The 20,652-nt window shown below is 50.8% G+C and carries 23 protein-coding genes; 18 read left to right on the top strand and 5 right to left on the bottom strand.

Features of this window, described 5'->3' with window-relative positions:
• Positions 1-218: 218 nt before the first annotated feature.
• Positions 219-1,355 (bottom strand): 23S rRNA (guanine(1835)-N(2))-methyltransferase RlmG, encoded by a 1,137-nt coding sequence (gene rlmG / locus PS053_RS10915; protein WP_060877474.1) that lies wholly within the window; start codon positions 1,353-1,355, stop codon positions 219-221.
• An 84-nt stretch (positions 1,356-1,439) separates the two neighbouring features.
• On the opposite strand from rlmG, the gene PS053_RS10920 reads away from it, so the two are divergent.
• The 5 genes from PS053_RS10920 to sstT all read left to right on the top strand — a co-directional run bounded on the left by PS053_RS10920 (position 1,440) and on the right by sstT (position 6,885).
• Complete coding sequence (locus tag PS053_RS10920; protein WP_001295542.1) at positions 1,440-1,943, top strand: M48 metallopeptidase family protein; 504 nt, start codon at positions 1,440-1,442, stop codon at positions 1,941-1,943.
• Between the two features lie 76 nt (positions 1,944-2,019).
• Positions 2,020-2,712 carry a SanA/YdcF family protein gene (locus tag PS053_RS10925; protein ID WP_000942533.1) on the top strand — a complete coding sequence of 231 codons (693 nt, stop codon included), beginning with the start codon at positions 2,020-2,022 and terminating at the stop codon, positions 2,710-2,712.
• 78 nt (positions 2,713-2,790) lie between these two features.
• Positions 2,791-3,777 carry a Gfo/Idh/MocA family protein gene (locus PS053_RS10930; RefSeq protein WP_000617693.1) on the top strand — a complete coding sequence of 329 codons (987 nt, stop codon included), beginning with the start codon at positions 2,791-2,793 and terminating at the stop codon, positions 3,775-3,777.
• Positions 3,778-4,236: 459 nt separating this feature from the next.
• The gene (alx, locus tag PS053_RS10935; RefSeq protein WP_256878812.1) at positions 4,237-5,202 is read left to right on the top strand and encodes a TerC family membrane protein Alx; all 966 of its coding nucleotides are present in this window, start codon (positions 4,237-4,239) and stop codon (positions 5,200-5,202) included.
• Positions 5,203-5,640: 438 nt separating this feature from the next.
• Positions 5,641-6,885 (top strand): serine/threonine transporter SstT, encoded by a 1,245-nt coding sequence (gene sstT / locus PS053_RS10940; protein ID WP_273774910.1) that lies wholly within the window; start codon positions 5,641-5,643, stop codon positions 6,883-6,885.
• A gap of 3 nt (positions 6,886-6,888) precedes the next feature.
• Here the strand turns inward: sstT and PS053_RS10945 are convergent, their stop codons facing one another.
• From PS053_RS10945 to uxaC, 3 genes are all read right to left on the bottom strand, one after another.
• Positions 6,889-7,440 (bottom strand): YgjV family protein, encoded by a 552-nt coding sequence (locus tag PS053_RS10945; RefSeq protein ID WP_000128129.1) that lies wholly within the window; start codon positions 7,438-7,440, stop codon positions 6,889-6,891.
• A 266-nt stretch (positions 7,441-7,706) separates the two neighbouring features.
• On the bottom strand, positions 7,707-9,194 hold the full coding sequence (gene uxaA / locus PS053_RS10950; RefSeq protein ID WP_059254019.1) for an altronate dehydratase: 1,488 nt from the start codon (positions 9,192-9,194) through the stop codon (positions 7,707-7,709).
• Between the two features lie 14 nt (positions 9,195-9,208).
• A complete protein-coding gene (gene uxaC, locus PS053_RS10955; protein ID WP_000187456.1) occupies positions 9,209-10,621 on the bottom strand; it encodes a glucuronate isomerase in 1,413 nt (470 codons plus the stop codon).
• A gap of 482 nt (positions 10,622-11,103) precedes the next feature.
• Here uxaC and exuT point away from each other — a divergent pair, with 482 nt between their 5' ends.
• The 12 genes from exuT to PS053_RS11010 all read left to right on the top strand — a co-directional run bounded on the left by exuT (position 11,104) and on the right by PS053_RS11010 (position 18,733).
• On the top strand, positions 11,104-12,402 hold the full coding sequence (gene exuT, locus PS053_RS10960) for a hexuronate transporter ExuT (protein WP_002461065.1): 1,299 nt from the start codon (positions 11,104-11,106) through the stop codon (positions 12,400-12,402).
• A 129-nt stretch (positions 12,403-12,531) separates the two neighbouring features.
• Positions 12,532-13,308 (top strand): transcriptional regulator ExuR, encoded by a 777-nt coding sequence (gene exuR, locus PS053_RS10965; RefSeq protein ID WP_000406485.1) that lies wholly within the window; start codon positions 12,532-12,534, stop codon positions 13,306-13,308.
• A 187-nt stretch (positions 13,309-13,495) separates the two neighbouring features.
• The gene (locus PS053_RS23160) at positions 13,496-13,630 is read left to right on the top strand and encodes a hypothetical protein (RefSeq protein WP_418921613.1); all 135 of its coding nucleotides are present in this window, start codon (positions 13,496-13,498) and stop codon (positions 13,628-13,630) included.
• A gap of 21 nt (positions 13,631-13,651) precedes the next feature.
• The gene (gene yqjA / locus PS053_RS10970; protein ID WP_000422135.1) at positions 13,652-14,314 is read left to right on the top strand and encodes a DedA family general envelope maintenance protein YqjA; all 663 of its coding nucleotides are present in this window, start codon (positions 13,652-13,654) and stop codon (positions 14,312-14,314) included.
• A gap of 3 nt (positions 14,315-14,317) precedes the next feature.
• The gene (gene mzrA, locus PS053_RS10975) at positions 14,318-14,704 is read left to right on the top strand and encodes an EnvZ/OmpR regulon moderator MzrA (protein ID WP_000547976.1); all 387 of its coding nucleotides are present in this window, start codon (positions 14,318-14,320) and stop codon (positions 14,702-14,704) included.
• 146 nt (positions 14,705-14,850) lie between these two features.
• The gene (locus tag PS053_RS10980; protein WP_000873707.1) at positions 14,851-15,219 is read left to right on the top strand and encodes a DUF1090 domain-containing protein; all 369 of its coding nucleotides are present in this window, start codon (positions 14,851-14,853) and stop codon (positions 15,217-15,219) included.
• Positions 15,220-15,256: 37 nt separating this feature from the next.
• On the top strand, positions 15,257-15,562 hold the full coding sequence (locus PS053_RS10985; protein WP_000031411.1) for an ElaB/YgaM/YqjD family protein: 306 nt from the start codon (positions 15,257-15,259) through the stop codon (positions 15,560-15,562).
• A gap of 2 nt (positions 15,563-15,564) precedes the next feature.
• The gene (locus PS053_RS10990; RefSeq protein ID WP_054410501.1) at positions 15,565-15,969 is read left to right on the top strand and encodes a phage holin family protein; all 405 of its coding nucleotides are present in this window, start codon (positions 15,565-15,567) and stop codon (positions 15,967-15,969) included.
• On the top strand, positions 15,959-16,258 hold the full coding sequence (locus PS053_RS10995; protein ID WP_000015591.1) for a YqjK-like family protein: 300 nt from the start codon (positions 15,959-15,961) through the stop codon (positions 16,256-16,258). Before PS053_RS10990 ends, PS053_RS10995 begins: the two co-directional genes overlap by 11 nt.
• A 187-nt stretch (positions 16,259-16,445) precedes the next feature.
• Positions 16,446-16,838 (top strand): DoxX family protein, encoded by a 393-nt coding sequence (locus PS053_RS11000; protein WP_010340709.1) that lies wholly within the window; start codon positions 16,446-16,448, stop codon positions 16,836-16,838.
• Between the two features lie 246 nt (positions 16,839-17,084).
• The gene (yqjG, locus tag PS053_RS11005; protein WP_059238192.1) at positions 17,085-18,071 is read left to right on the top strand and encodes a glutathionyl-hydroquinone reductase YqjG; all 987 of its coding nucleotides are present in this window, start codon (positions 17,085-17,087) and stop codon (positions 18,069-18,071) included.
• Positions 18,072-18,364: 293 nt separating this feature from the next.
• A complete protein-coding gene (locus tag PS053_RS11010; protein ID WP_002461055.1) occupies positions 18,365-18,733 on the top strand; it encodes a DUF805 domain-containing protein in 369 nt (122 codons plus the stop codon).
• A 200-nt stretch (positions 18,734-18,933) separates the two neighbouring features.
• On the opposite strand, the gene yhaJ is transcribed toward PS053_RS11010, so the two are convergent.
• Complete coding sequence (gene yhaJ / locus PS053_RS11015) at positions 18,934-19,830, bottom strand: DNA-binding transcriptional regulator YhaJ (RefSeq protein WP_001041010.1); 897 nt, start codon at positions 19,828-19,830, stop codon at positions 18,934-18,936.
• A 104-nt stretch (positions 19,831-19,934) separates the two neighbouring features.
• Here yhaJ and PS053_RS11020 point away from each other — a divergent pair, with 104 nt between their 5' ends.
• Positions 19,935-20,636: a pirin family protein gene (locus tag PS053_RS11020; protein ID WP_256878809.1), complete on the top strand. Its 702-nt coding sequence runs from the start codon at positions 19,935-19,937 to the stop codon at positions 20,634-20,636.
• Positions 20,637-20,652 lie beyond the last annotated feature (16 nt).

Raw genomic sequence — 20,652 nt, forward strand, 5'->3', positions numbered from 1 at the left:
GAATTTATCTGTGTGACGGAAGAATAAACGTTGAAAAACGCTAAACAAGAGAATGCAGGGATGGTGACAGGGATTTTTTGTTTTATGGAAGCGCGATTCCAAAACTGGGCATACATTGCCGGATGCGACGCTTAACGCGTCTTATCCGGCCTGAGGGTAACGTGCTGAACGTAGGCCGGATAAGGCGTTCACGCCGCATCCGGCAGGTTTTCTTAATCTTATCGACGACGCCCCAGTTTCACCGATTTCAGCACCACAAATTTATTATTCGTCGCAATAGTGGTGCAATTGCCAAAAATCTTCTTCAGTTTGTGAAAGTAATCCAGATGGCGGTTGGCAACGATATACAGCTCGCCGTTGATTTTCAGGCAGCGGCGGGCGTGGTGGAACATCTCCCAGGCAACGTTATCGGTCAGCGCATGTTGCTGGTGAAACGGCGGGTTGCAGAGCACAGCATTAAAGCGGAAAGGCTCCACGCCGGAGAGCGCATTGTTGATCATAAACTCGCAACGATCCAACGCCTCTGGCATGTTGGTTTCTACGTTCAAACGGCTGGAAGCAACCGCCATCGGCGATTCATCGACAAACACCACTTTCGCCAGCGGGTTTTTATCAAGCAGCGTCAGGCCAATAACGCCGTTACCACAGCCGAGATCAACAATCTCACCATCGAGATTTTCCGGCAGATGCTGCATAAAAAAGCGCGCACCAATATCCAGCCCGGTGCGGGAGAAGACATTCGCATGATTATGGATAGTCCAGTCGGTGCCTTCCAGCTTCCAGCTAACGGTCTGCGGCGCATCGGCCAGCGGCGGTTCATTGAAAGTACAATTAATCAGGCGTGCTTTCTTCCAGGCCAGCGTGGTGGTGGTCGGGCCGAGCACTTTTTCGAACAGTTCCAGCGTGGAGGTGTGAATGTCACGCGCTTTAGCACCAGCAATAATACGTGTATCCGGCGTGACCACTTTGCGCAACGCACGCAGTTGTTGTTCCAGCAATGCCAGCGTTTTCGGCACTTTGATCAGCACTACGCCCGGCTGTTGCGGGTAGTCAGCGGTACTGTCGAGAAACTTCACGCTCGATTCATCAATTCCGTTGAGGCGCAAATTCTCGCGCGTCGCCAGTTCGCTGATGTATGAGTCGCCAATGCTGTACGGCTTATGTTCTGCCAGCGCACAACTTAACGCACCAAAAGCATCATTCAGGATCAACACCGGGCCGCGGATTTCTGTGTCGTCCAACTGTTGCAGCAAATATTCATCCGCCGCTTCCCACGCCTGTAGCGGGTTAACGTCATCCGTCGCCGGAAAACGTTGTAATGTCAGTGAACGGAAACCGTTGTCTAAGTGGCTCATCGGCCCTCCTGAATGATAAAATTTCGACGTTGCCCCTGAAAAGGGTGCGTGAGTATACCCTTTTTCTCTTTTTCGTGGGCGGTTATGAGCAATCTTACTTATCTTCAGGGTTATCCCGAGCAGCTACTTTCCCAGGTGCGCACGCTGATTAATGAACAGCGTCTGGGCGATGTGCTGGCAAAACGCTATCCGGGAACACACGACTACGCCACCGATAAAGCCCTCTGGCAATACACTCAGGATCTGAAAAATCAGTTTCTGCGCAATGCCCCGCCGATCAATAAAGTGATGTATGACAATAAGATCCACGTGCTGAAAAACGCGCTCGGGTTACATACCGCTGTTTCGCGTGTGCAGGGCGGCAAGCTGAAAGCAAAAGCAGAGATTCGCGTCGCGACCGTGTTTCGCAACGCGCCGGAACCGTTTTTGCGCATGATCGTGGTGCACGAGCTGGCGCATCTGAAGGAGAAAGAGCACAACAAAGCGTTCTACCAGTTGTGCTGCCATATGGAGCCGCAGTACCACCAGCTTGAGTTCGATACCCGCCTGTGGCTGACGCAACTGTCGCTTGGGCAGGACAAAATCTGAAAATGATCTCAGGCGTTATCTTTTTTATTGTTAACGCCTACAATCGGCCTCTCCTCTTTCGTTAAGGATAACGACCATGTTGCGCGCATTTGCCTGCTTTCTCCGCCGCGTTTGTTTTTCTCGCCGGGCTCTCAAGATTGCCTGTTTTCTGTTGCTCGCAGCGGGAGCGATGATTTTTATCGCCGATCGGACGATGGTCAAAGCTAGTCAACAACTGACCTGGAGCGATGTTGATGCTGTTCCGGCACGTAACGTTGGGCTGCTACTGGGGGCTAAACCCGGTAATAATTACTTTACCCGGCGAGTGAATAGCGCAGCAGCGTTGTACCACGCAGGAAAAGTAAAGTGGCTACTCGTCAGCGGCGATAACGGAAGTAAAAATTACGATGAAGCTTCTGGAATGCAACAGGCATTAATCGCTAAAGGCGTCCCGGCCAAAGCGATTTTCTGTGATTACGCAGGTTTCTCAACTCTCGATTCTGTGGTTCGCGCCAATAAGGTTTTTGGTGAAAACCATATCACCATTATTTCGCAGGAATTTCATAACCAACGCGCTATCTGGCTGGCAAAACAATACAACATAGACGCCATCGGGTTTAACGCTCCAGACCTGGAGAAAGGACGCGGAAAGTTGGTTCGCCTGCGAGAGAAACTCGCCAGAGTCAGCGCGGTGATTGACGCGAAAATCCTCCATCGTCAGCCGAAATATCTGGGGCCATCGGTCATGATTGGCCCGTTTAGTGAGCATGGCTGTCCGGCGAAAGAATAATGCGTATCTGCGCACGTCGAAGATGAAAAAGGCGTGCTACATTGACGACAGAATCCCTTTATGGAGTAACCCCGCGTTATGATACGTTTCGCCGTGATTGGTACCAACTGGATCACCCGCCAGTTCGTCGAGGCCGCCCATGAGAGCGGCAAATATAAGTTAACCGCCGTCTATTCCCGCAGCCTTGAACAGGCCCAGCACTTCGCTAATGATTTTTCTGTCGAACATCTGTTTACGTCGCTGGAAGCGATGGCAGAAAGCGATGCCATTGACGCGGTGTATATTGCCAGTCCAAACGCCCTGCATTTTCCCCAGACGCAACTTTTCCTTAGCCACAAAATTCACGTGATTTGCGAGAAGCCGCTGGCGTCGAACCTGGCGGAAGTGGATGCCGCCATTGCTTGCGCGCGGGAAAATCAGGTGGTGCTGTTTGAAGCGTTTAAAACAGCCTACCTGCCTAATTTTCATTTGTTACGCCAGATGCTGCCGAAAGTCGGCAAACTGCGTAAAGTTTTTTTCAACTATTGCCAGTATTCCTCGCGTTATCAACGTTATCTGAACGGCGAGAATCCCAACACCTTTAACCCAGCGTTCTCTAACGGTTCGATTATGGATATCGGTTTTTACTGTCTGGCAGCAGCGGTGGCGTTATTTGGCGAACCGAAAAACGTGCAGGCGACCGCCAGTTTGCTGGATAGCGGTGTGGATGCTCACGGCGTAGTGGTGATGGATTACGGTGATTTCAGCGTCACCTTGCAGCACTCAAAAGTCAGCGATTCTGTACTGGCGAGCGAGATTCAGGGCGAAGCGGGATCGCTGGTGATTGAAAAACTGTCTGAATGTCAGAAAGTCTGCTTTGTGCCGCGCGGCAGCCAGATGCAGGATCTCACTCAGCCACAGCATATTAATACCATGCTCTACGAAGCTGAGTTGTTTGCTGAACTGGTGGATGAGCATCTGGTTAATCATCCGGGGCTGGCAGTCAGTCGCATCACTGCCAAACTGCTGACCGAGATCCGCCGCCAGACCGGGGTAGTTTTTCCGGCAGATAGCGTAAAGCAATAATGGTTACCGTAAAGCAGTGTAAAAGGTATGTAACAGACCATTGACTGGCTGAATGGTCTGTCATACTTTGTTACCTGCAAAGGGGAGTAACTTCATTGTCGGTCGATCGTCATTACGATGTGTGAAAAACCACATCCGGTCACCGGGCAACCCGAAAGGAATACGCAGATATGTCCCTTTCAGACTGATGGCAAACGTAAAGTTGCCTGATGCGCTTCGCTTATCAGGCCTACATTGTTCCGGCAATCTATTGAATTTGCATGGTTTTGTAGGCTGGATAAGGCGTTCACGCCGCATCCGGCATTAACAAAGACACTTTGTCACCAATCTGAAAGGAATACGCAGACGTATTCCTTTTTTGTTGTAAGTGAGACCTTGCCGGAAGGCGAGGTCTATGCATAAAAAGCAGCGGCTGACGTCTTCCGACGTTGGCCGTTTTTTTATGTGTAAGGAACTTCTATGAATACTGTCGGCACGCCGTTGTTATGGGGCGGATTCGCTGTCGTTGTCGCCATTATGCTGGCTATCGACCTGTTGTTGCAGGGGCGTCGTGGCGCACATGCCATGACCATGAAACAGGCTGCGGCCTGGTCGCTGGTCTGGGTGACGCTGTCATTACTGTTTAACGCCGCTTTCTGGTGGTATCTGGTGCAAACCCAGGGACGCGAAGTTGCCGACCCGCAGGCACTGGCTTTCCTCACCGGTTATCTGATTGAGAAATCGCTGGCGGTTGATAACGTCTTTGTCTGGCTGATGTTGTTCAGCTATTTCTCTGTTCCGGCGGCGTTACAACGGCGCGTGCTGGTATATGGCGTACTCGGGGCGATTGTTCTGCGTACCGTTATGATCTTCACCGGTAGCTGGCTGATTTCGCAGTTCGACTGGATCCTGTATATCTTCGGCGCATTCCTGCTGTTTACCGGCGTGAAGATGGCGCTGGTTCATGAAGATGAATCAGGAATCGGCGATAAGCCGCTGGTGTGCTGGCTGCGCGGTCATTTGCGCATGACCGACACCATCGACAACGAGCATTTCTTTGTGCGCAAGAATGGCCTGTTGTATGCCACGCCGCTGATGCTGGTGTTGATTCTGGTGGAGTTGAGCGACGTGATTTTCGCCGTGGATAGCATTCCGGCTATCTTCGCCGTGACCACTGACCCGTTCATCGTGCTGACCTCAAACCTGTTTGCGATCCTCGGCTTGCGTGCGATGTATTTCCTGCTGGCAGGCGTGGCAGAGCGTTTCTCGATGCTCAAATATGGTCTGGCGGTGATTCTGGTGTTTATCGGTATCAAGATGCTGATTGTCGATTTCTACCATATTCCGATCGCCGTCTCACTGGGCGTGGTGTTTGGCATTCTGGTGATAACGTTTATTATCAACGCGTGGGTGAATTATCGGCATGATAAGCAGCGGGGAGAATGATTCGCTGCATATTAAGCCATTACTGGAGATAACCCATTCCAGACAAAGATGAGCCATTAATTATGTAATCGGCTTATAGCTCTTTACAAAAAGAGCGCATGGGTGTTGGCGGCGATTGGCCGCCCCCTGCGCGCTCCCTGCGCCAGTGACTTGATATGGCATTGCACATTAAAGGAGCGCAACCGTTCTCATATTCCAAATAGTTTTGCCCATATGTTATCTAATCAGCCTTAGTAGTCAGTCCTTCCCTCTGTTTATGTCAAATAAATGTAACCATTAAGTTGCAAAATATGACCTCTCTTTAAAATCCAGTATTTTTCGCTTCCCGAAGCTGTAACTTTCCTTATACTCGACCTTGCAAACACTTTGTTACATCCTGAAAGATGCGTCGACAGAACGCACCAGGAATGTGCAACAACACAATGAAAGGATCGAAAAATGACTACGCAACGTTCGTCTGGGCTATTCCAGCGTTTCGCTCATGGCAGCCTGGTAAAGCAAATTCTGGTCGGTCTCATACTGGGGATTCTTCTGGCATGGATCTCAAAACCGGTCGCTGAGGCTGTTGGCCTGTTAGGCACTTTGTTCGTCGGTGCCCTGAAAGACGTAGCGCCAGTTCTGGTACTGATGCTGGTTATGGCTTCCATCGCTAATCACCAACACGGGCAAAAAACTAGTATTCGCCCTATTCTGTTTCTCTATTTGTTAGGTACCTTCTCTGCCGCCCTTACTGCGGTTGTCTTCAGCTTCGCGTTCCCTTCTACGTTACATTTGTCCACCAGCGCAGGCGATATTTCCCCGCCATCAGGTATTGTGGAAGTGATGCGCGGATTGCTAATGAGCATGGTTTCTAACCCCATCGACGCGTTGCTGAAAGGCAACTACATCGGGATTCTGGTGTGGGCGATTGGTCTTGGTTTCGCGCTGCGTCATGGCAACGAGACAACCAAAAACCTGATCAACGATATGTCGAATGCCGTCACCTTTATGGTGAAACTGGTGATTCGCTTCGCGCCGATCGGTATTTTTGGCCTGGTGTCTTCCACTCTGGCCACCACCGGGTTTGACACGCTGTGGGGCTATGCTCAGCTACTGGTCGTGCTGGTTGGCTGTATGCTGATGGTAGCGCTGGTCGTTAACCCGCTGCTGGTGTGGTGGAAAATTCGTCGCAATCCGTTCCCGTTAGTTCTGCTCTGCCTGCGCGAAAGTGGCATGTATGCCTTCTTCACCCGTAGTTCGGCGGCGAATATTCCGGTAAATATGGCGCTGTGCGAAAAGCTGAATCTGGATCGTGATACCTATTCCGTTTCTATTCCGCTGGGGGCCACCATCAATATGGCAGGCGCGGCTATCACCATTACCGTGTTAACACTGGCAGCAGTTAATACGCTGGGTATTCCGGTGGATCTGCCAACGGCGCTGCTGTTGAGCGTTGTCGCCTCCCTGTGTGCCTGCGGCGCATCGGGAGTGGCAGGGGGTTCTCTGCTGCTGATCCCGCTGGCCTGTAATATGTTCGGCATTCCGAACGACATCGCCATGCAGGTCGTGGCTGTCGGCTTTATTATTGGTGTATTGCAAGATTCCTGCGAAACCGCGCTGAACTCTTCAACTGACGTGTTATTCACCGCAGCAGCGTGCCAGGCTGAAGATGCTCGCCTGGCGAATAGCGCCCTGCGGAACTAATGTTTAGCCCCTTTCGTCTACGGCGGAAGGGGTTTTCTCCACTTTAAACGGATCAATCCCTCTTTGCTGCATCCGCCAGAAACGAATAATGTTCAGGCCATTCATCAACAGAAAACTGCCCTCAATCATTGTGCCGCCAATCGACCCTGCCCAGATATTGTGAGTTAACCAGCAACAGGTGGAAAACCACATCACGCAACGCATGGTCAGCCCTTTACAGCGAAACAGCGCCCAGGTACTAACAATCGTGCCAATGACCGGTAGCAACTCCATGGGATGATGGAACTTCGCCAGACCGAATCCTCCCGTCAGCACAATAAAGATCGCCATTATCCACAGGCTGCGTGTGCGTAAAGTAATTAATGTTCGAATGGCATTAAGAATGGCGCTGGCGCCTGCGGGATACGTTCCCATCAGGAAAAAATGCACGCCAATAATGGCGCTATAGACAGAGAGCTGTATTTTGAAGCGACGTTCATCGCGATTGAAAAATGTCGTGATACCAATCAGAAAAGCGATGACACCCACGCCCTGGGCCAGCCAATACGCGGTCATGATAAATCCTTAGCAGGTCTGGACAAAACAACGGTGCTTCGAGAGAGAAACGCCACTTCAGATTGCTGACAAAGTGCGTCTCATTTTTTGCCGGATGCGGTGTAAACGCCTTATCCAGCCTACAAGATCGTGCAATTTTACTATATTGCAAATCTCGACGTAGGCCTGATAAGCGAAGCGCATCAGGCAACTATGCGTTTATCAACAGTCTTAAACGGCGATTCACATTATGAAACGCCGCCTTTTATTAACAACTTATTTCGATTTTACAACGTTACGCCGCTTTTAAAGATCGCCAGCTCACGGAAGTCATTACGCTCGTTGCAAGTTTGCTTACCGTTGGCAAACTCAACGATGGTATCGATAAATTCGTCCAGCAACTGCGGCATCGCTTTACCGTGGATCAACTGACCGGCATCAAAATCGATCCAGTGTTTTTTCTTCGCCGCCAGTTCGCTGTTAGTGGCGATTTTCACCGTTGGCACAAAGCCACCATAAGGTGTGCCGCGACCGGTACTGAACAGCACCATATGACAGCCCGCTCCCGCCAGTGCGCTGGTCGCTACGGCATCGTTACCCGGCGCGCTTAACAGGTTCAGCCCCGGCGTTTTCAGACGTTCGCCGTAACGCAGCACGTCAACCACTACACTGGAACCTGCTTTCTGGGTGCAACCGAGAGATTTATCTTCCAGCGTAGTGATACCGCCTGCTTTGTTCCCCGGCGATGGGTTTTCGTAGATAGGCTGGTCATGGGCAATAAAGTACTGCTTGAAGTCATTGACCATTGTCACAAGTTTTTCAAACGTCGCTTCGTCACGGCAATGGCTCATCAGAAGCTGTTCCGCGCCGAACATCTCTGGTACTTCGGTCAGCACGGTGGTGCCGCCGTTAGCAATCACGTAGTCAGAGAAACGACCGAGCATCGGGTTCGCCGTAATACCGGAAAGGCCGTCAGAACCGCCGCACTCCAGACCAAACTTCAGTTCGCTAAGCTTGCCCGGCTCGCGCTTGTCGTGGCGCATCACGTTATACAACTGATGCAAATGCTCGACCCCGGCTTCAATTTCATCATCCTGCTGTTGGCAGATCATGAAATGAACACGTTCAGGATCGATATCGCCCAGCGTTTCACGGAACGCGGCAACCTGGTTGTTTTCACAACCCAGACCGATTACCAGCACGGCGCCCGCGTTCGGATGACGTACCATGTTTTGCAGCATGGTGCGGGTATTGATGTGATCGTCGCCCAACTGCGAACAGCCGTAAGTGTGACTGAAGAGGAATACGCCGTCAGTGCCTTCGGCGTTATTCGTCTCTTTCAGAAAACGGTTCTGGATCTGCCGTGCAATACCGTTGACACAGCCCACGGTTGGCAGGATCCATAATTCGTTACGCACACCGACATCGCCGTTAGCGCGACGGTAGATCTGTACTTCACGATCTGCCGCTTGCGCAGGCAGTTCCTGAAAATCAGGTTGATAGCGATACTGATCCAGATCGCTCAGATTCGTGCGCGTATTGTGGGCGTGAACGTGTTCTCCCGCAGCAATATTCGCCAATGCATAACCAATCGGCAGGCCATATTTAATGACGTTGGCCCCTTTCGCGATATCCGTTAACGCAAATTTATGTCCACGTGCAACATCCTGGCACAGCGTAACAGTCTGGTTATCGACACTGACTTCTGTGCCTTCAGCCAAATCTGCTAAAGCGACCGCGACGTTATCCAGCGCATGGATCTTGATGTATTGCATATCAACCCCAGACCTTAGTTCAGTTCAATGGCGAAGTAGTCACGCGCATTGTTAAAGCAAATATTTTTCACCATCTCGCCCAGCAGGTTGATGTCCGCCGGTGCTTCGCCCGCTTCCACCCAGCGACCGATCATCTGGCACAGAATGCGGCGGAAGTATTCGTGACGGGTGTATGACAGGAAGCTACGGCTGTCAGTCAGCATACCGACAAAGCGGCTCAGCAGACCGAGCTGCGCCAGTTGGGTCATCTGACGTTCCATACCGTCTTTCTGGTCGTTAAACCACCAGCCGGAACCGAACTGCATTTTGCCCGGCATACCTTCGCCCTGGAAGTTACCGATCATCGTACCCAGCACTTCGTTATCGCGCGGGTTCAGGCAGTAGAGAATGGTTTTCGGCAGCAGGTTTTCTTCGTTCTGTTTGCTCAGGAGTTTAGACAGTTCTTCTGCCATCGGACGGTCATTAATAGAATCGAAGCCGACATCTGGTCCCAGCAGTTTGAACTGACGCAGGTTGTTATTACGCAGTGCGCCGATGTGGTACTGCTGTACCCAGCCACGACGAGCATATTCTGCGCCAAGGAACACCAGTACCGCAGTTTTGAACTGTGCCACTTCGTGCTCGTTCAGGGTTTCGCCCGCCAGACGACGTGCCAGGATGCTATCCAGTTCCGCTTCGCTCGCTTCGGCAAACATCACCACATCCAGTGCGTGGTCAGACACTTTACAGCCGTGAGCAGCGAAGTGATCCAGACGTTTGGTCAGGGCAGTTTGCAGATCCGCAAAGCGGCGAATATCGGTATCAGAAACTTCGCCCAACTTCGCCATGTAGTCGTTGAAGGTCGCCTGTTCGATATTGAACGCTTTATCCGGGCGCCAGCTCGGCAGCACTTTAATGGTGAAAGAACCGTCTTTAGCGATCTCTGCATGATGCTCCAGAGAATCGATCGGATCGTCGGTGGTGCCGACCATTTTCACATTCATTTGCTTCATGATGCCGCGCGCGGAGAAATTATCCTGCGCCAGCAGTTCATTACATTCGTTCCAGATTTCATCCGCAGTAGACGGAGACAGCAGTTTTCCGGTGATACCGAACGGACGGCGCAGTTCAAGGTGCGTCCAGTGGTATAACGGGTTACCGATAGTGTGTGGAACGGTTGCTGCCCAGGCGTCAAATTTTTCACGGTCAGTCGCATCACCGGTACACAGACGCTCAGCCACACCATTGGTACGCATAGCACGCCATTTATAGTGATCGCCTTTTAGCCAGATGTCATACAAGTTTTTAAAGCGATAGTCTTCCGCAATCTGCTGTGGCGGCAAATGGCAGTGGTAATCGAAAATCGGCTGGTCTTTTGCGTAGTCGTGATACAGACGGCGGGCAAATTCAGTATCTAACAGGAAATCTTCAGTCATAAACGGAGTCATTATCGTCTTCCTCTCAACGAGTGAGCTAGCTTGCTTATGGTGCGATGCTGACAAAGTTATCACACCAATTTCCAGAGCCTGAAGATATTTTCGTGAGTTAGATCAATAAATGAAGTTAAAAAATTTACTCTCAAAGTGGTAAATCGCGCTGCAGGCCGCGTCAGTACTGGCCTCGCCGCCCTCAGATAATGTCCACACAAATATTCGCACATTTGTGATGGCTCTCACCTTTTAAAGTTGTATGACAAGTTATCTTTCTGCCGTCGCAAATCATAAGTCGACGGAATGCAAATTGCTGATTCATTCATTTATTAGATGAATCGGGTTAACCGGTACGGAAGCCGAATTAGCACGAAACTTTCATGGCAACGTTCGGGGCGTGCCGGTTTTTTTTCGGTTACCCGGTCGTAACTAACATCTTCAGCCTCTGGCGGGATGATCGCCGCGCTTCCTGCGGATATAACAAAACGATGAGGTTTTACATGCGTAAAATTAAAGGGTTACGTTGGTATATGATCGCACTGGTGACGCTCGGCACCGTGCTTGGTTATCTTACGCGTAACACTGTGGCGGCAGCTGCGCCGACTCTGATGGAAGAGTTAAACATCTCCACCCAACAGTATTCCTATATCATCGCAGCCTATTCTGCTGCTTATACGGTCATGCAACCGGTAGCGGGCTATGTCCTGGATATTCTGGGTACGAAAATCGGTTACGCAATGTTTGCTGTGTTGTGGGCAGTATTCTGCGGCGCCACCGCGCTGGCAGGTAGCTGGGGTGGCCTGGCCGTTGCCCGTGGTGCAGTAGGTGCAGCGGAAGCGGCGATGATCCCGGCGGGTCTGAAAGCCAGTTCCGAATGGTTCCCGGCAAAAGAGCGTTCCATTGCAGTAGGTTATTTTAACGTTGGTTCTTCGATTGGTGCGATGATTGCACCACCGCTGGTGGTGTGGGCCATTGTGATGCATAGCTGGCAGATGGCATTTATCATCTCTGGTGCACTGAGCTTCATCTGGGCGATGGCATGGCTGATTTTCTACAAACATCCGCGCGACCAGAAACATCTGACCGATGAAGAACGTGACTACATTATTAATGGTCAGGAAGCCCAGCACCAGGTTGGCACGGCGAAGAAAATGTCCGTTGGTCAGATCCTGCGTAACCGTCAATTCTGGGGTATCGCGCTGCCGCGCTTCCTGGCTGAACCGGCCTGGGGTACTTTCAACGCATGGATCCCACTGTTCATGTTTAAAGTTTACGGCTTTAACCTGAAAGAGATCGCGATGTTCGCCTGGATGCCGATGCTGTTTGCTGACCTCGGTTGTATCCTCGGTGGTTACCTGCCGCCGCTGTTCCAGCGTTGGTTTGGCGTGAACCTGATTGTCTCCCGTAAAATGGTCGTAACGCTGGGCGCAGTGTTGATGATTGGCCCGGGTATGATCGGTCTGTTCACCAACCCGTATGTGGCGATTATGCTGCTGTGTATCGGTGGTTTTGCTCACCAGGCACTGTCTGGCGCGCTGATTACGCTCTCTTCTGACGTATTCGGTCGTAACGAAGTGGCAACGGCAAATGGTCTGACCGGGATGTCCGCATGGCTGGCAAGTACGCTGTTTGCACTGGTTGTAGGTGCGCTGGCTGATACCATCGGCTTCAGCCCGCTGTTCGCAGTACTGGCAGTATTCGACCTGCTGGGTGCGCTGGTTATCTGGACCGTATTGCAGAACAAACCGGCGATTGAGGTGGCGCAGGAAGCACATAACGATCCCGCCCCTCAACATTAACGCTTAGTCTCTGTTTTATCTTTCTTCAAAGCCGCCTTCTCCAGGCGGCTTTTTAATCACTGCGAGTGGAGCTAATCTCGCAAAAGTGGTATAACAAATATAGTCTGCCGTATCATGCCTGGAGCGCATATGGAAATCACCGAACCACGCCGTTTGTATCAACAACTTGCCGCTGACCTGAAAGAGCGCATCGAACAGGGCGTCTATCTGGTGGGTGATAAACTTCCCGCTGAACGCTTTATTGCCGATGAGAAAAACGTCAGCCGTACCGTGGTTCGTGAAGCCATCATTATGCTGGAAGTCGAAGGCTATGTTGAAGTCCGTAAAGGCTCCGGCATTCATGTGGTTTCCAATCAGCCTCGTCATCATCAGGCCGCTGACGATAATATGGAATTTGCCAATTACGGCCCATTTGAGTTGCTGCAAGCGCGCCAGCTTATCGAAAGCAATATTGCTGAGTTTGCCGCCACCCAGGTGACCAAACAGGACATTATGAAACTGATGGCGATCCAGGAGCAGGCACGCGGCGAACAATGCTTTCGTGACTCCGAGTGGGATTTACAGTTCCATATTCAAGTGGCCCTGGCGACGCAGAACTCTGCTCTGGCGGCTATCGTTGAGAAGATGTGGACTCAGCGTAGCCATAACCCGTACTGGAAAAAACTGCACGAACATATTGATTCCCGCACCGTCGACAACTGGTGTGATGACCACGATCAAATCCTCAAGGCGTTGATTCGCAAAGATCCTCATGCCGCCAAGCTGGCTATGTGGCAGCATCTCGAAAATACGAAGATTATGTTATTTAATGAAACCAGTGATGATTTCGAGTTCAATGCCGACCGCTATTTGTTCGCGGAAAACCCGGTTGTACATCTCGACACGGTCACCAGCAACAGCAAATAAAATCCCCATCTGACAGGCGCTACGAGGCGCCTGTTCGCTTTGTCGGTAAGCGAAAAGTATAAAGTGTCAGCCTGTGTAAATCCTCTCGCCTCCCTCGCCCTCAACCCGCAAAATCAGACTCCCCGGACATGTAATTTTGATAACGAACAACGTTGACCTTTGTTACAATTAGATTCAATTTGAATTTATGCTATTGAATGTTTTCTTATCTCACGTTTTAACAGGGAATGGTTCAGGCCGTGTTGGTGTCTCGACCCGCAATTCACACAAAAACAGCAATAACCTGGCGGGAGTGCATCATTTGAAACCGGCGTGGCGTTAACCGATACACCAGGAATAATGAATGGAACTTTTGACCCAATTACTGCATGCCTTATGGGCGCAGGATTTTGAAACACTGGCCAATCCGTCGATGATTGGCATGTTGTATTTTGTCTTGTTTGTAATTTTGTTCCTCGAAAACGGCTTGCTTCCGGCAGCCTTTTTACCGGGCGACAGCTTACTGGTGTTGGTTGGCGTATTGATTGCTAAAGGTGCAATGGGCTACCCGCAAACAATTATGCTGCTTACCGTTGCCGCCAGCCTCGGCTGCTGGGTCAGCTACATACAGGGGCGATGGCTGGGTAATACCCGAACGGTACAAAACTGGCTTTCTCACTTGCCTGCGCACTATCACCAACGTGCACACCATCTTTTTCATAAACACGGTTTATCGGCGCTGCTGATAGGTCGCTTTATCGCATTTGTCAGAACATTGCTGCCTACAATCGCCGGGCTGTCAGGGCTTAATAACGCACGTTTTCAGTTCTTCAACTGGATGAGCGGCCTTCTGTGGGTGTTAATACTGACAACCTTAGGTTACATGATCGGCAAGACGCCGGTATTCCTGAAGTATGAGGATCAGCTGATGTCATGCCTGATGCTGCTCCCGGTGGTTCTGCTGGTGTTTGGCCTGGCGGGTTCTCTGGTTGTGTTATGGAAAAAGAAATATGGAAATCGGGGGTAAGGGATGCATATACCTCGCATGTCGCTTCGTCAGCTAACCTGGTCAGGCGCAGCTCTTTTATTACTGGTCGGCACGATGATGCTGGCATGGTCAGCGGTTCGCCAGCAGGAGTCTACACTGGCGATCCGTGCCGTTCACCAGGGCACAACAATGCCAGATGGCTTTTCGATCTGGCATCATCTTGACGCCCACGGCATTCCTTTCAAAAGCATCACCCCCAAAAACGACACTCTGCTCATCACATTTGACTCCAGCGACCAGAGTGCCGCCGCAAAAGTCGTTCTCGACAGAACATTACCTCATGGCTATATCATTGCGCAGCAGGACGATAATAATCAGGCCATGCAATGGCTGACCCGGCTGCGGGACAACTCCCATCGCTTCGGATAACTTCCAGTAATCCGAATTATATCACTCCCTCTGGTGGTTTCGTCGTTACTGGCTATGATTAATGAGGCGGTAAGTAATACTACCGCTTTGTTATCTGGACAATCGCCCCTCTGTAATGGGGCCAAGTCACAATGGAAGGTTCAAGAATGAAATACCACATCGCTTTTGCTGTTTCTCTTTTTGCTCTCAGCACCAGTAGTTATGCCACTACCCTTTGTCAGGAAAAGGAGCAAAATATCCTCAAGGAAATCAACTATGCCGAAAAACATCACAATCAGAATCGTATCGACGGTCTGAACAAAGCTCTTAGCGAAGTTCGGGAGAATTGTTCGGATAGCCAGTTGCGTGCCGATCATCAAAAGAGAATCGCAAAGCAGAAAGATAAGGTGGCGGAACGTAAGCATGATTTAGCCCAGGCAAAACAAAAAGGCGATGCCGATAAGATAGCTAAACGAGAAAGGAAACTGGCGGAAGCGCAGGAAGAGCTGAAACAGCTGGAAGCGCGCGACTACTAACCTAAAACAGTGACTACTTACTCACCTGGAGAAAACTATGTCGAAAGAACACACTACGGAGCATCTGCGTGCTGAGCTGAAATCCCTGTCCGATACGCTGGAAGAGGTGCTAAGCGCCTCAGGCGAGAAGTCAAAAGAAGAGTTGAGTAAGATTCGTAGCAAAGCTGAACAGGCGCTGAAACAGAGCCGTTATCGTCTGAGCGAAACTGGCGACGCCATTGCCAGACAGACCCGTGAAGCGGCGGCGCGTGCCGATGAATATGTGCGTGAAAATCCGTGGACGGGCGTCGGTATCGGCGCTGCCATCGGCGTAGTGCTGGGCGTACTGCTGTCACGTCGTTAATTATGGCGGACACTCATCACGCACAAGGGCCCGGAAAAAGCGTTCTGGGCATCGGACAGCGAATTGTCACCATCATGGTCGAAATGGTGGAGACCCGTCTACGGCTGGCAGTGGTGGAGCTGGAAGAAGAAAAAGCCAATATCTTTCAGCTATTACTGATGCTCGGCCTGACGATGCTTTTCACTGCTTTTGGTCTTATGAGCCTGATGGTGCTGATTATCTGGGCGGTTGATCCGCAATATCGTCTGAATGCGATGATTGCCACCACCGTGGTGTTGTTCCTTCTGGCGTTGATTGGCGGCATCTGGACATTACGCAAATCGCGGAAATCCACTTTACTGCGCCATACGCGCCGTGAACTGGCAAACGATCGACAGCTGCTCGAGGAGAGTTCCCATGAGCGGTAAAGTCGAGCGTGAACGTCGTAAAGCGCAACTGCTCAGTCAGATCCAGCAACAACGGCTGAACCTTTCAGCCAGCCGTCGTGACTGGCTGGAGGCGACAGGCGCTTATGATCGTCGCTGGAATATGCTGTTGAATCTGCGCTCCTGGGCATTGGTCGGTAGCAGCGTGATGGCTATCTGGACGATTCGCCATCCGAATATGCTGGTCCGCTGGGCCAGACGTGGTTTTGGCGTATGGAGTGCCTGGCGTCTGGTTAAAAATACGATTAATCAGCAACAACTTCGCGGTTAACCTCTTCTCTGGCCGGAGCTATTCCGGCCTTATCTCTCAAATTTTTTGAAAAAATCTGACAGTTTTCCTTGCTAACAATCATCATTCACCCCGTTTATGATTCTCTCCATCGACAGCAATGACGCTAACACCGCGCCTTTGCACAAAAAAACAATCAGCAGCCTGAACAGGTGCAGTGGAGAGTAAGATGAAAAAATTAGAAGATATTGGTGTACTGGTAGCACGCATTTTAATGCCGATTCTGTTCATTACCGCAGGCTGGGGCAAAATCACCGGTTACGCAGGTACTCAACAATATATGGAAGCGATGGGCGTACCAGGCTTTATGCTGCCGCTGGTGATCCTGCTTGAGTTTGGCGGCGGTCTGGCAATTCTGTTTGGTTTCCTGACACGCACCACTGCGCTATTTACCGCAGGCTTTACACTGTTGACCGCGTTTTTGTTCCACAGCAACTTTGCTGAAGGCGTCAACTCACTGATGTTTATGAAAAACCTGACTATCGCCGGCGGATTTTTGTTGCTGGCAATCACCGGTCCGGGCGCATACAGCATCGACCGTTTGCTGAATAAAAAGTGGTAAGCACACGCTATACTTAACGATAAAAAACGAGGGGGAAGCTCCTCGTTTCAGATTGTTGACAAAGTGCGCGTTGTTCATGCCGGATGCGGCGTGAACGCCTTATCCGACCTACAAAAACATGCAAATTCAATATATTGCAGAAACCTCGTAGGCCTGATAAGCATAGCGCATCAGGCAGTTTTGCGTTTGCCAGCAATTTTAAAACGAGGAGAAACGCTCCTCGTTTTAAAATTGGAGGATAGAAAAATGGGTCAACTGATTGACGGCGTCTGGCATGACACCTGGTACGACACCAAATCCACCGGCGGTAAATTTCAACGTTCAGCTTCCTCATTTCGTAACTGGCTCACCGCTGACGGCGCGCCGGGTCCAACTGGCAAAGGTGGTTTCGCTGCCGAGAAAGATCGTTACCATCTCTATGTTTCACTCGCCTGCCCGTGGGCGCACCGCACGCTGATCATGCGTAAACTCAAAGGTCTGGAACCCTTCATCTCTGTTTCCGTGGTGGATCCGCTAATGCTGGAAAACGGCTGGACCTTTGATGACAGTTTCCCGGGCGCAACCGGCGATACACTCTATCAACACGAATTTCTGTATCAGCTTTATCTCCATGCCGATCCGCACTATAGCGGTCGGGTCACTGTCCCTGTGCTGTGGGACAAAAAGAATCACACCATTGTCAGCAACGAATCAGCGGAAATCATCCGCATGTTCAATACTGCGTTTGATGCGCTGGGCGCAAAAGCCGGAGATTATTATCCCCCTGCGCTGCAAACGAAAATTGACGAACTTAACGGCTGGATTTACGACAACGTAAATAATGGCGTGTATAAAGCCGGTTTTGCCACCAGCCAGGAAGCCTACGACGAAGCGGTGGTGAAAGTGTTTGAATCGCTGGCGCGACTGGAACAGATTTTAGGTCAGCATCGTTACCTGACAGGCAACCAGTTAACCGAGGCCGATATTCGCCTGTGGACTACGCTGGTCCGTTTTGATCCGGTGTATGTCACCCACTTTAAGTGTGATAAGCACCGCATCAGCGATTACCTGAACCTGTACGGCTTCCTGCGTGATATCTATCAGATACCGGGGATTGCCGAAACCGTCAATTTTGATCACATTCGTCATCACTACTTCCGCAGCCACAAAACCATTAACCCGACGGGAATTATTTCGATTGGCCCGTGGCAGGATCTCGATGAACCACACGGGCGAGACGTTCGCTTCGGTTAACCACAGGCACCCTTCGCGGTGCCTTATATTGTTGGCTGAGTACGTCTTATTCCTGTCGGATGCAGTATGAACGCCTTATACAATCTACAAAATACTGTACATTCAATATATTGCAAAGATCGCGTAGGCCAGATAAGCGTAGCGCATCTGGCAATTTTGCGCTTGTTATCAGTCTCAACGCACCTTCACAGCACCTAATTAATTCATTGGGTTAATATTTACTGCCGTTTCATTCATGTCTATTCTTAATTTGCTGCTTTAAAAACAAATGATTGAGCAAAATTGAGGCAAAAATGGACTGGTATCTGAAAGTACTAAAAAATTATGTCGGTTTCCGGGGGCGTGCGCGACGCAAAGAGTACTGGATGTTTATTCTGGTCAATATCATCTTTACGTTCGTGCTGGGGCTGCTGGACAAAATGTTAGGCTGGCAGCGCGCCGGTGGCGAAGGCATCCTGACCACTATTTACGGTATTCTGGTGTTCTTACCGTGGTGGGCAGTTCAGTTCCGTCGCCTGCACGATACCGACCGTTCGGCATGGTGGGTGCTGCTGTATTTAATCCCGTTTATCGGCTGGCTAATCATTATCATCTTTAACTGTCAGGCGGGTACGTCAGGTGACAACCGATTTGGACCGGACCCGAAACTGGAACAGGAATAAAGCTGAAGCACCTTTTACAAGGTGCTTCAGCTTATTGACAAAGTGCGCTTTGTTTACGCCGGATGCGGCGTAAACGCCTTACCAAGCCTACAAAATCGTCTAAATTCAATATATTGCAGTGACTTCGTAGGCCTGATAAGCGTAGTGCATCAGGCCGTTTTGCGTTTGTCAGAAGCTCTTTTTACAAGGTGCTTAATCATTTATTTTCCACTAAAAAGTTTGGGAATTTCCCGCAAGCACCAGGATTTTGCTTCCCCCATACTGTCGCGACGCCAGGCCATAATAATGTCTATCTCACTGGTTGATTCCGGGCTGACTACGCGTAACCGCCCTTCAGCAATATCTTTTTCGACCATCGGATACGGCATCGTCGCGACGCCAAGCCCCGCCAATAATGCCTGACGTTTATCTTCAATAGTGCTCACCGTTAAACGCGGCTGTTTGTCCAGCAACTGCACAGTCAATACCGGACGCTCACGGGCGGTATCCGCCACCGCAATACCACGATATTTCACCCGCGTCACTTCCGAAAGCGGCTCTGGCTCCTGATGGATCGGGTGATCCGGCGCGGCAACGTAGACGTTCATTAAGGTATAAAGTTTGCGCGAGTTGATCTCCGACGAGGAGCGAAAATGCATATCCGGCGCGATAACAATATCCGCACGCCCCTGCTCCAGCCGCTCCCACGCTCCCGCCAGCACCTCAGTGATGATTGCCAGTTGGGTATTGGCTTTTGCCGCCAGTTTGTCGATTAACGGGAAAAAAGCAGGCGTCGGCACCAGCGCTTCGGTCACAATAGTGAGATGTGTTTCCCAACCGCGCGCGAGAGCTTCGGCATCGGTGGTCAGCTTATCTGCGGCTTCCAGCAGAACGCGTCCCCGCTCCAGCAGCATACGACCAACATTGGTGAATTTGGTGCGATGGCCCGAGCGGTCAAACAGCACCACGTCCAGCTCTTCCTCCAGTTTTTGCATGGTGTAGCTGAGTGCGGAAGGTACGCGTCCCAGCTCATCCGCCGCCGCCGCAAAACTGCCACGACGATCAATCGCATCCATAACCCGCAGTGCTTCCAGCGTTAACGCCCTTTCTTTAGCCATTTCGTTCTCATTCAGGAAATTTGAACATACCAGGCAGAATATCTGGCTAACAATGTAGCGTCCAGCCCCTTACCATAAAAGGAAGTAAAGAGAGGTCAAGAATTATGATTACTACCCGAACTGCCAGGCAGTGTGGACAAGCAGACTACGGATGGTTGCAGGCCCGGTATACTTTCTCCTTTGGACACTACTTCGACCCGAAATTGTTAGGTTATGCGTCCTTGCGCGTACTTAACCAGGAAGTGCTGGCACCAGGCGCCGCCTTCCAGCCACGTACCTATCCCAAAGTCGACATCCTGAATGTAATTCTGGATGGAGAAGCTGAGTACCGGGATAGCGAAGGCAACCACATTCAGGCCTGCGCCGGCGAAGCGTTATTGCTTTCTACCCAGCCGGGCGTGAGTTACAGCGAACATAACATCAGCAAAGACAAACCGTTAACGCGGATGCAGCTTTGGCTGGATGCGTGCCCACAACGTGAGAATCCTCCTCGCCAGAAACTGACGCTGACCATGGATAAGCAACAGTTAATCGCCTCACCAGATGACGCGAAGGGTAGCCTGAAACTGCGCCAGCAGGTGTGGCTACATCATATCGTGCTCGACAAAGGAGAAATTGCGAATGTCCAGTTGCACGGGCCGCGCGCTTATTTGCAATCGATTCACGGTCAATTTCATGCAATTACGCATCATGAAGAGAGAGCATCATTGACCTGCGGCGATGGTGCGTTTATTCGTGACGAGGCTAACATTACGCTGGTTGCCGATTCCCCACTGCGCGCTTTACTGATAGATTTGCCTGTCTAGTTATTTTTACAGGGAG

The sequence above is a fragment of the Escherichia albertii genome (genome assembly GCF_028622335.1).
In the GTDB taxonomy this organism is placed as follows: Bacteria; Pseudomonadota; Gammaproteobacteria; order Enterobacterales; family Enterobacteriaceae; genus Escherichia; species Escherichia albertii.

Coding starts and splice junctions, on each gene's coding strand:
- rlmG (WP_060877474.1), bottom strand. CDS start 1,355: ATGAGCCACTTAGACAACGGTTTCCGTTCACTGACATTACAACGTTTT.
- PS053_RS10920 (WP_001295542.1), top strand. CDS start 1,440: ATGAGCAATCTTACTTATCTTCAGGGTTATCCCGAGCAGCTACTTTCC.
- PS053_RS10925 (WP_000942533.1), top strand. CDS start 2,020: ATGTTGCGCGCATTTGCCTGCTTTCTCCGCCGCGTTTGTTTTTCTCGC.
- PS053_RS10930 (WP_000617693.1), top strand. CDS start 2,791: ATGATACGTTTCGCCGTGATTGGTACCAACTGGATCACCCGCCAGTTC.
- alx (WP_256878812.1), top strand. CDS start 4,237: ATGAATACTGTCGGCACGCCGTTGTTATGGGGCGGATTCGCTGTCGTT.
- sstT (WP_273774910.1), top strand. CDS start 5,641: ATGACTACGCAACGTTCGTCTGGGCTATTCCAGCGTTTCGCTCATGGC.
- PS053_RS10945 (WP_000128129.1), bottom strand. CDS start 7,440: ATGACCGCGTATTGGCTGGCCCAGGGCGTGGGTGTCATCGCTTTTCTG.
- uxaA (WP_059254019.1), bottom strand. CDS start 9,194: ATGCAATACATCAAGATCCATGCGCTGGATAACGTCGCGGTCGCTTTA.
- uxaC (WP_000187456.1), bottom strand. CDS start 10,621: ATGACTCCGTTTATGACTGAAGATTTCCTGTTAGATACTGAATTTGCC.
- exuT (WP_002461065.1), top strand. CDS start 11,104: ATGCGTAAAATTAAAGGGTTACGTTGGTATATGATCGCACTGGTGACG.
- exuR (WP_000406485.1), top strand. CDS start 12,532: ATGGAAATCACCGAACCACGCCGTTTGTATCAACAACTTGCCGCTGAC.
- PS053_RS23160 (WP_418921613.1), top strand. CDS start 13,496: ATGCTATTGAATGTTTTCTTATCTCACGTTTTAACAGGGAATGGTTCA.
- yqjA (WP_000422135.1), top strand. CDS start 13,652: ATGGAACTTTTGACCCAATTACTGCATGCCTTATGGGCGCAGGATTTT.
- mzrA (WP_000547976.1), top strand. CDS start 14,318: ATGCATATACCTCGCATGTCGCTTCGTCAGCTAACCTGGTCAGGCGCA.
- PS053_RS10980 (WP_000873707.1), top strand. CDS start 14,851: ATGAAATACCACATCGCTTTTGCTGTTTCTCTTTTTGCTCTCAGCACC.
- PS053_RS10985 (WP_000031411.1), top strand. CDS start 15,257: ATGTCGAAAGAACACACTACGGAGCATCTGCGTGCTGAGCTGAAATCC.
- PS053_RS10990 (WP_054410501.1), top strand. CDS start 15,565: ATGGCGGACACTCATCACGCACAAGGGCCCGGAAAAAGCGTTCTGGGC.
- PS053_RS10995 (WP_000015591.1), top strand. CDS start 15,959: ATGAGCGGTAAAGTCGAGCGTGAACGTCGTAAAGCGCAACTGCTCAGT.
- PS053_RS11000 (WP_010340709.1), top strand. CDS start 16,446: ATGAAAAAATTAGAAGATATTGGTGTACTGGTAGCACGCATTTTAATG.
- yqjG (WP_059238192.1), top strand. CDS start 17,085: ATGGGTCAACTGATTGACGGCGTCTGGCATGACACCTGGTACGACACC.
- PS053_RS11010 (WP_002461055.1), top strand. CDS start 18,365: ATGGACTGGTATCTGAAAGTACTAAAAAATTATGTCGGTTTCCGGGGG.
- yhaJ (WP_001041010.1), bottom strand. CDS start 19,830: ATGGCTAAAGAAAGGGCGTTAACGCTGGAAGCACTGCGGGTTATGGAT.
- PS053_RS11020 (WP_256878809.1), top strand. CDS start 19,935: ATGATTACTACCCGAACTGCCAGGCAGTGTGGACAAGCAGACTACGGA.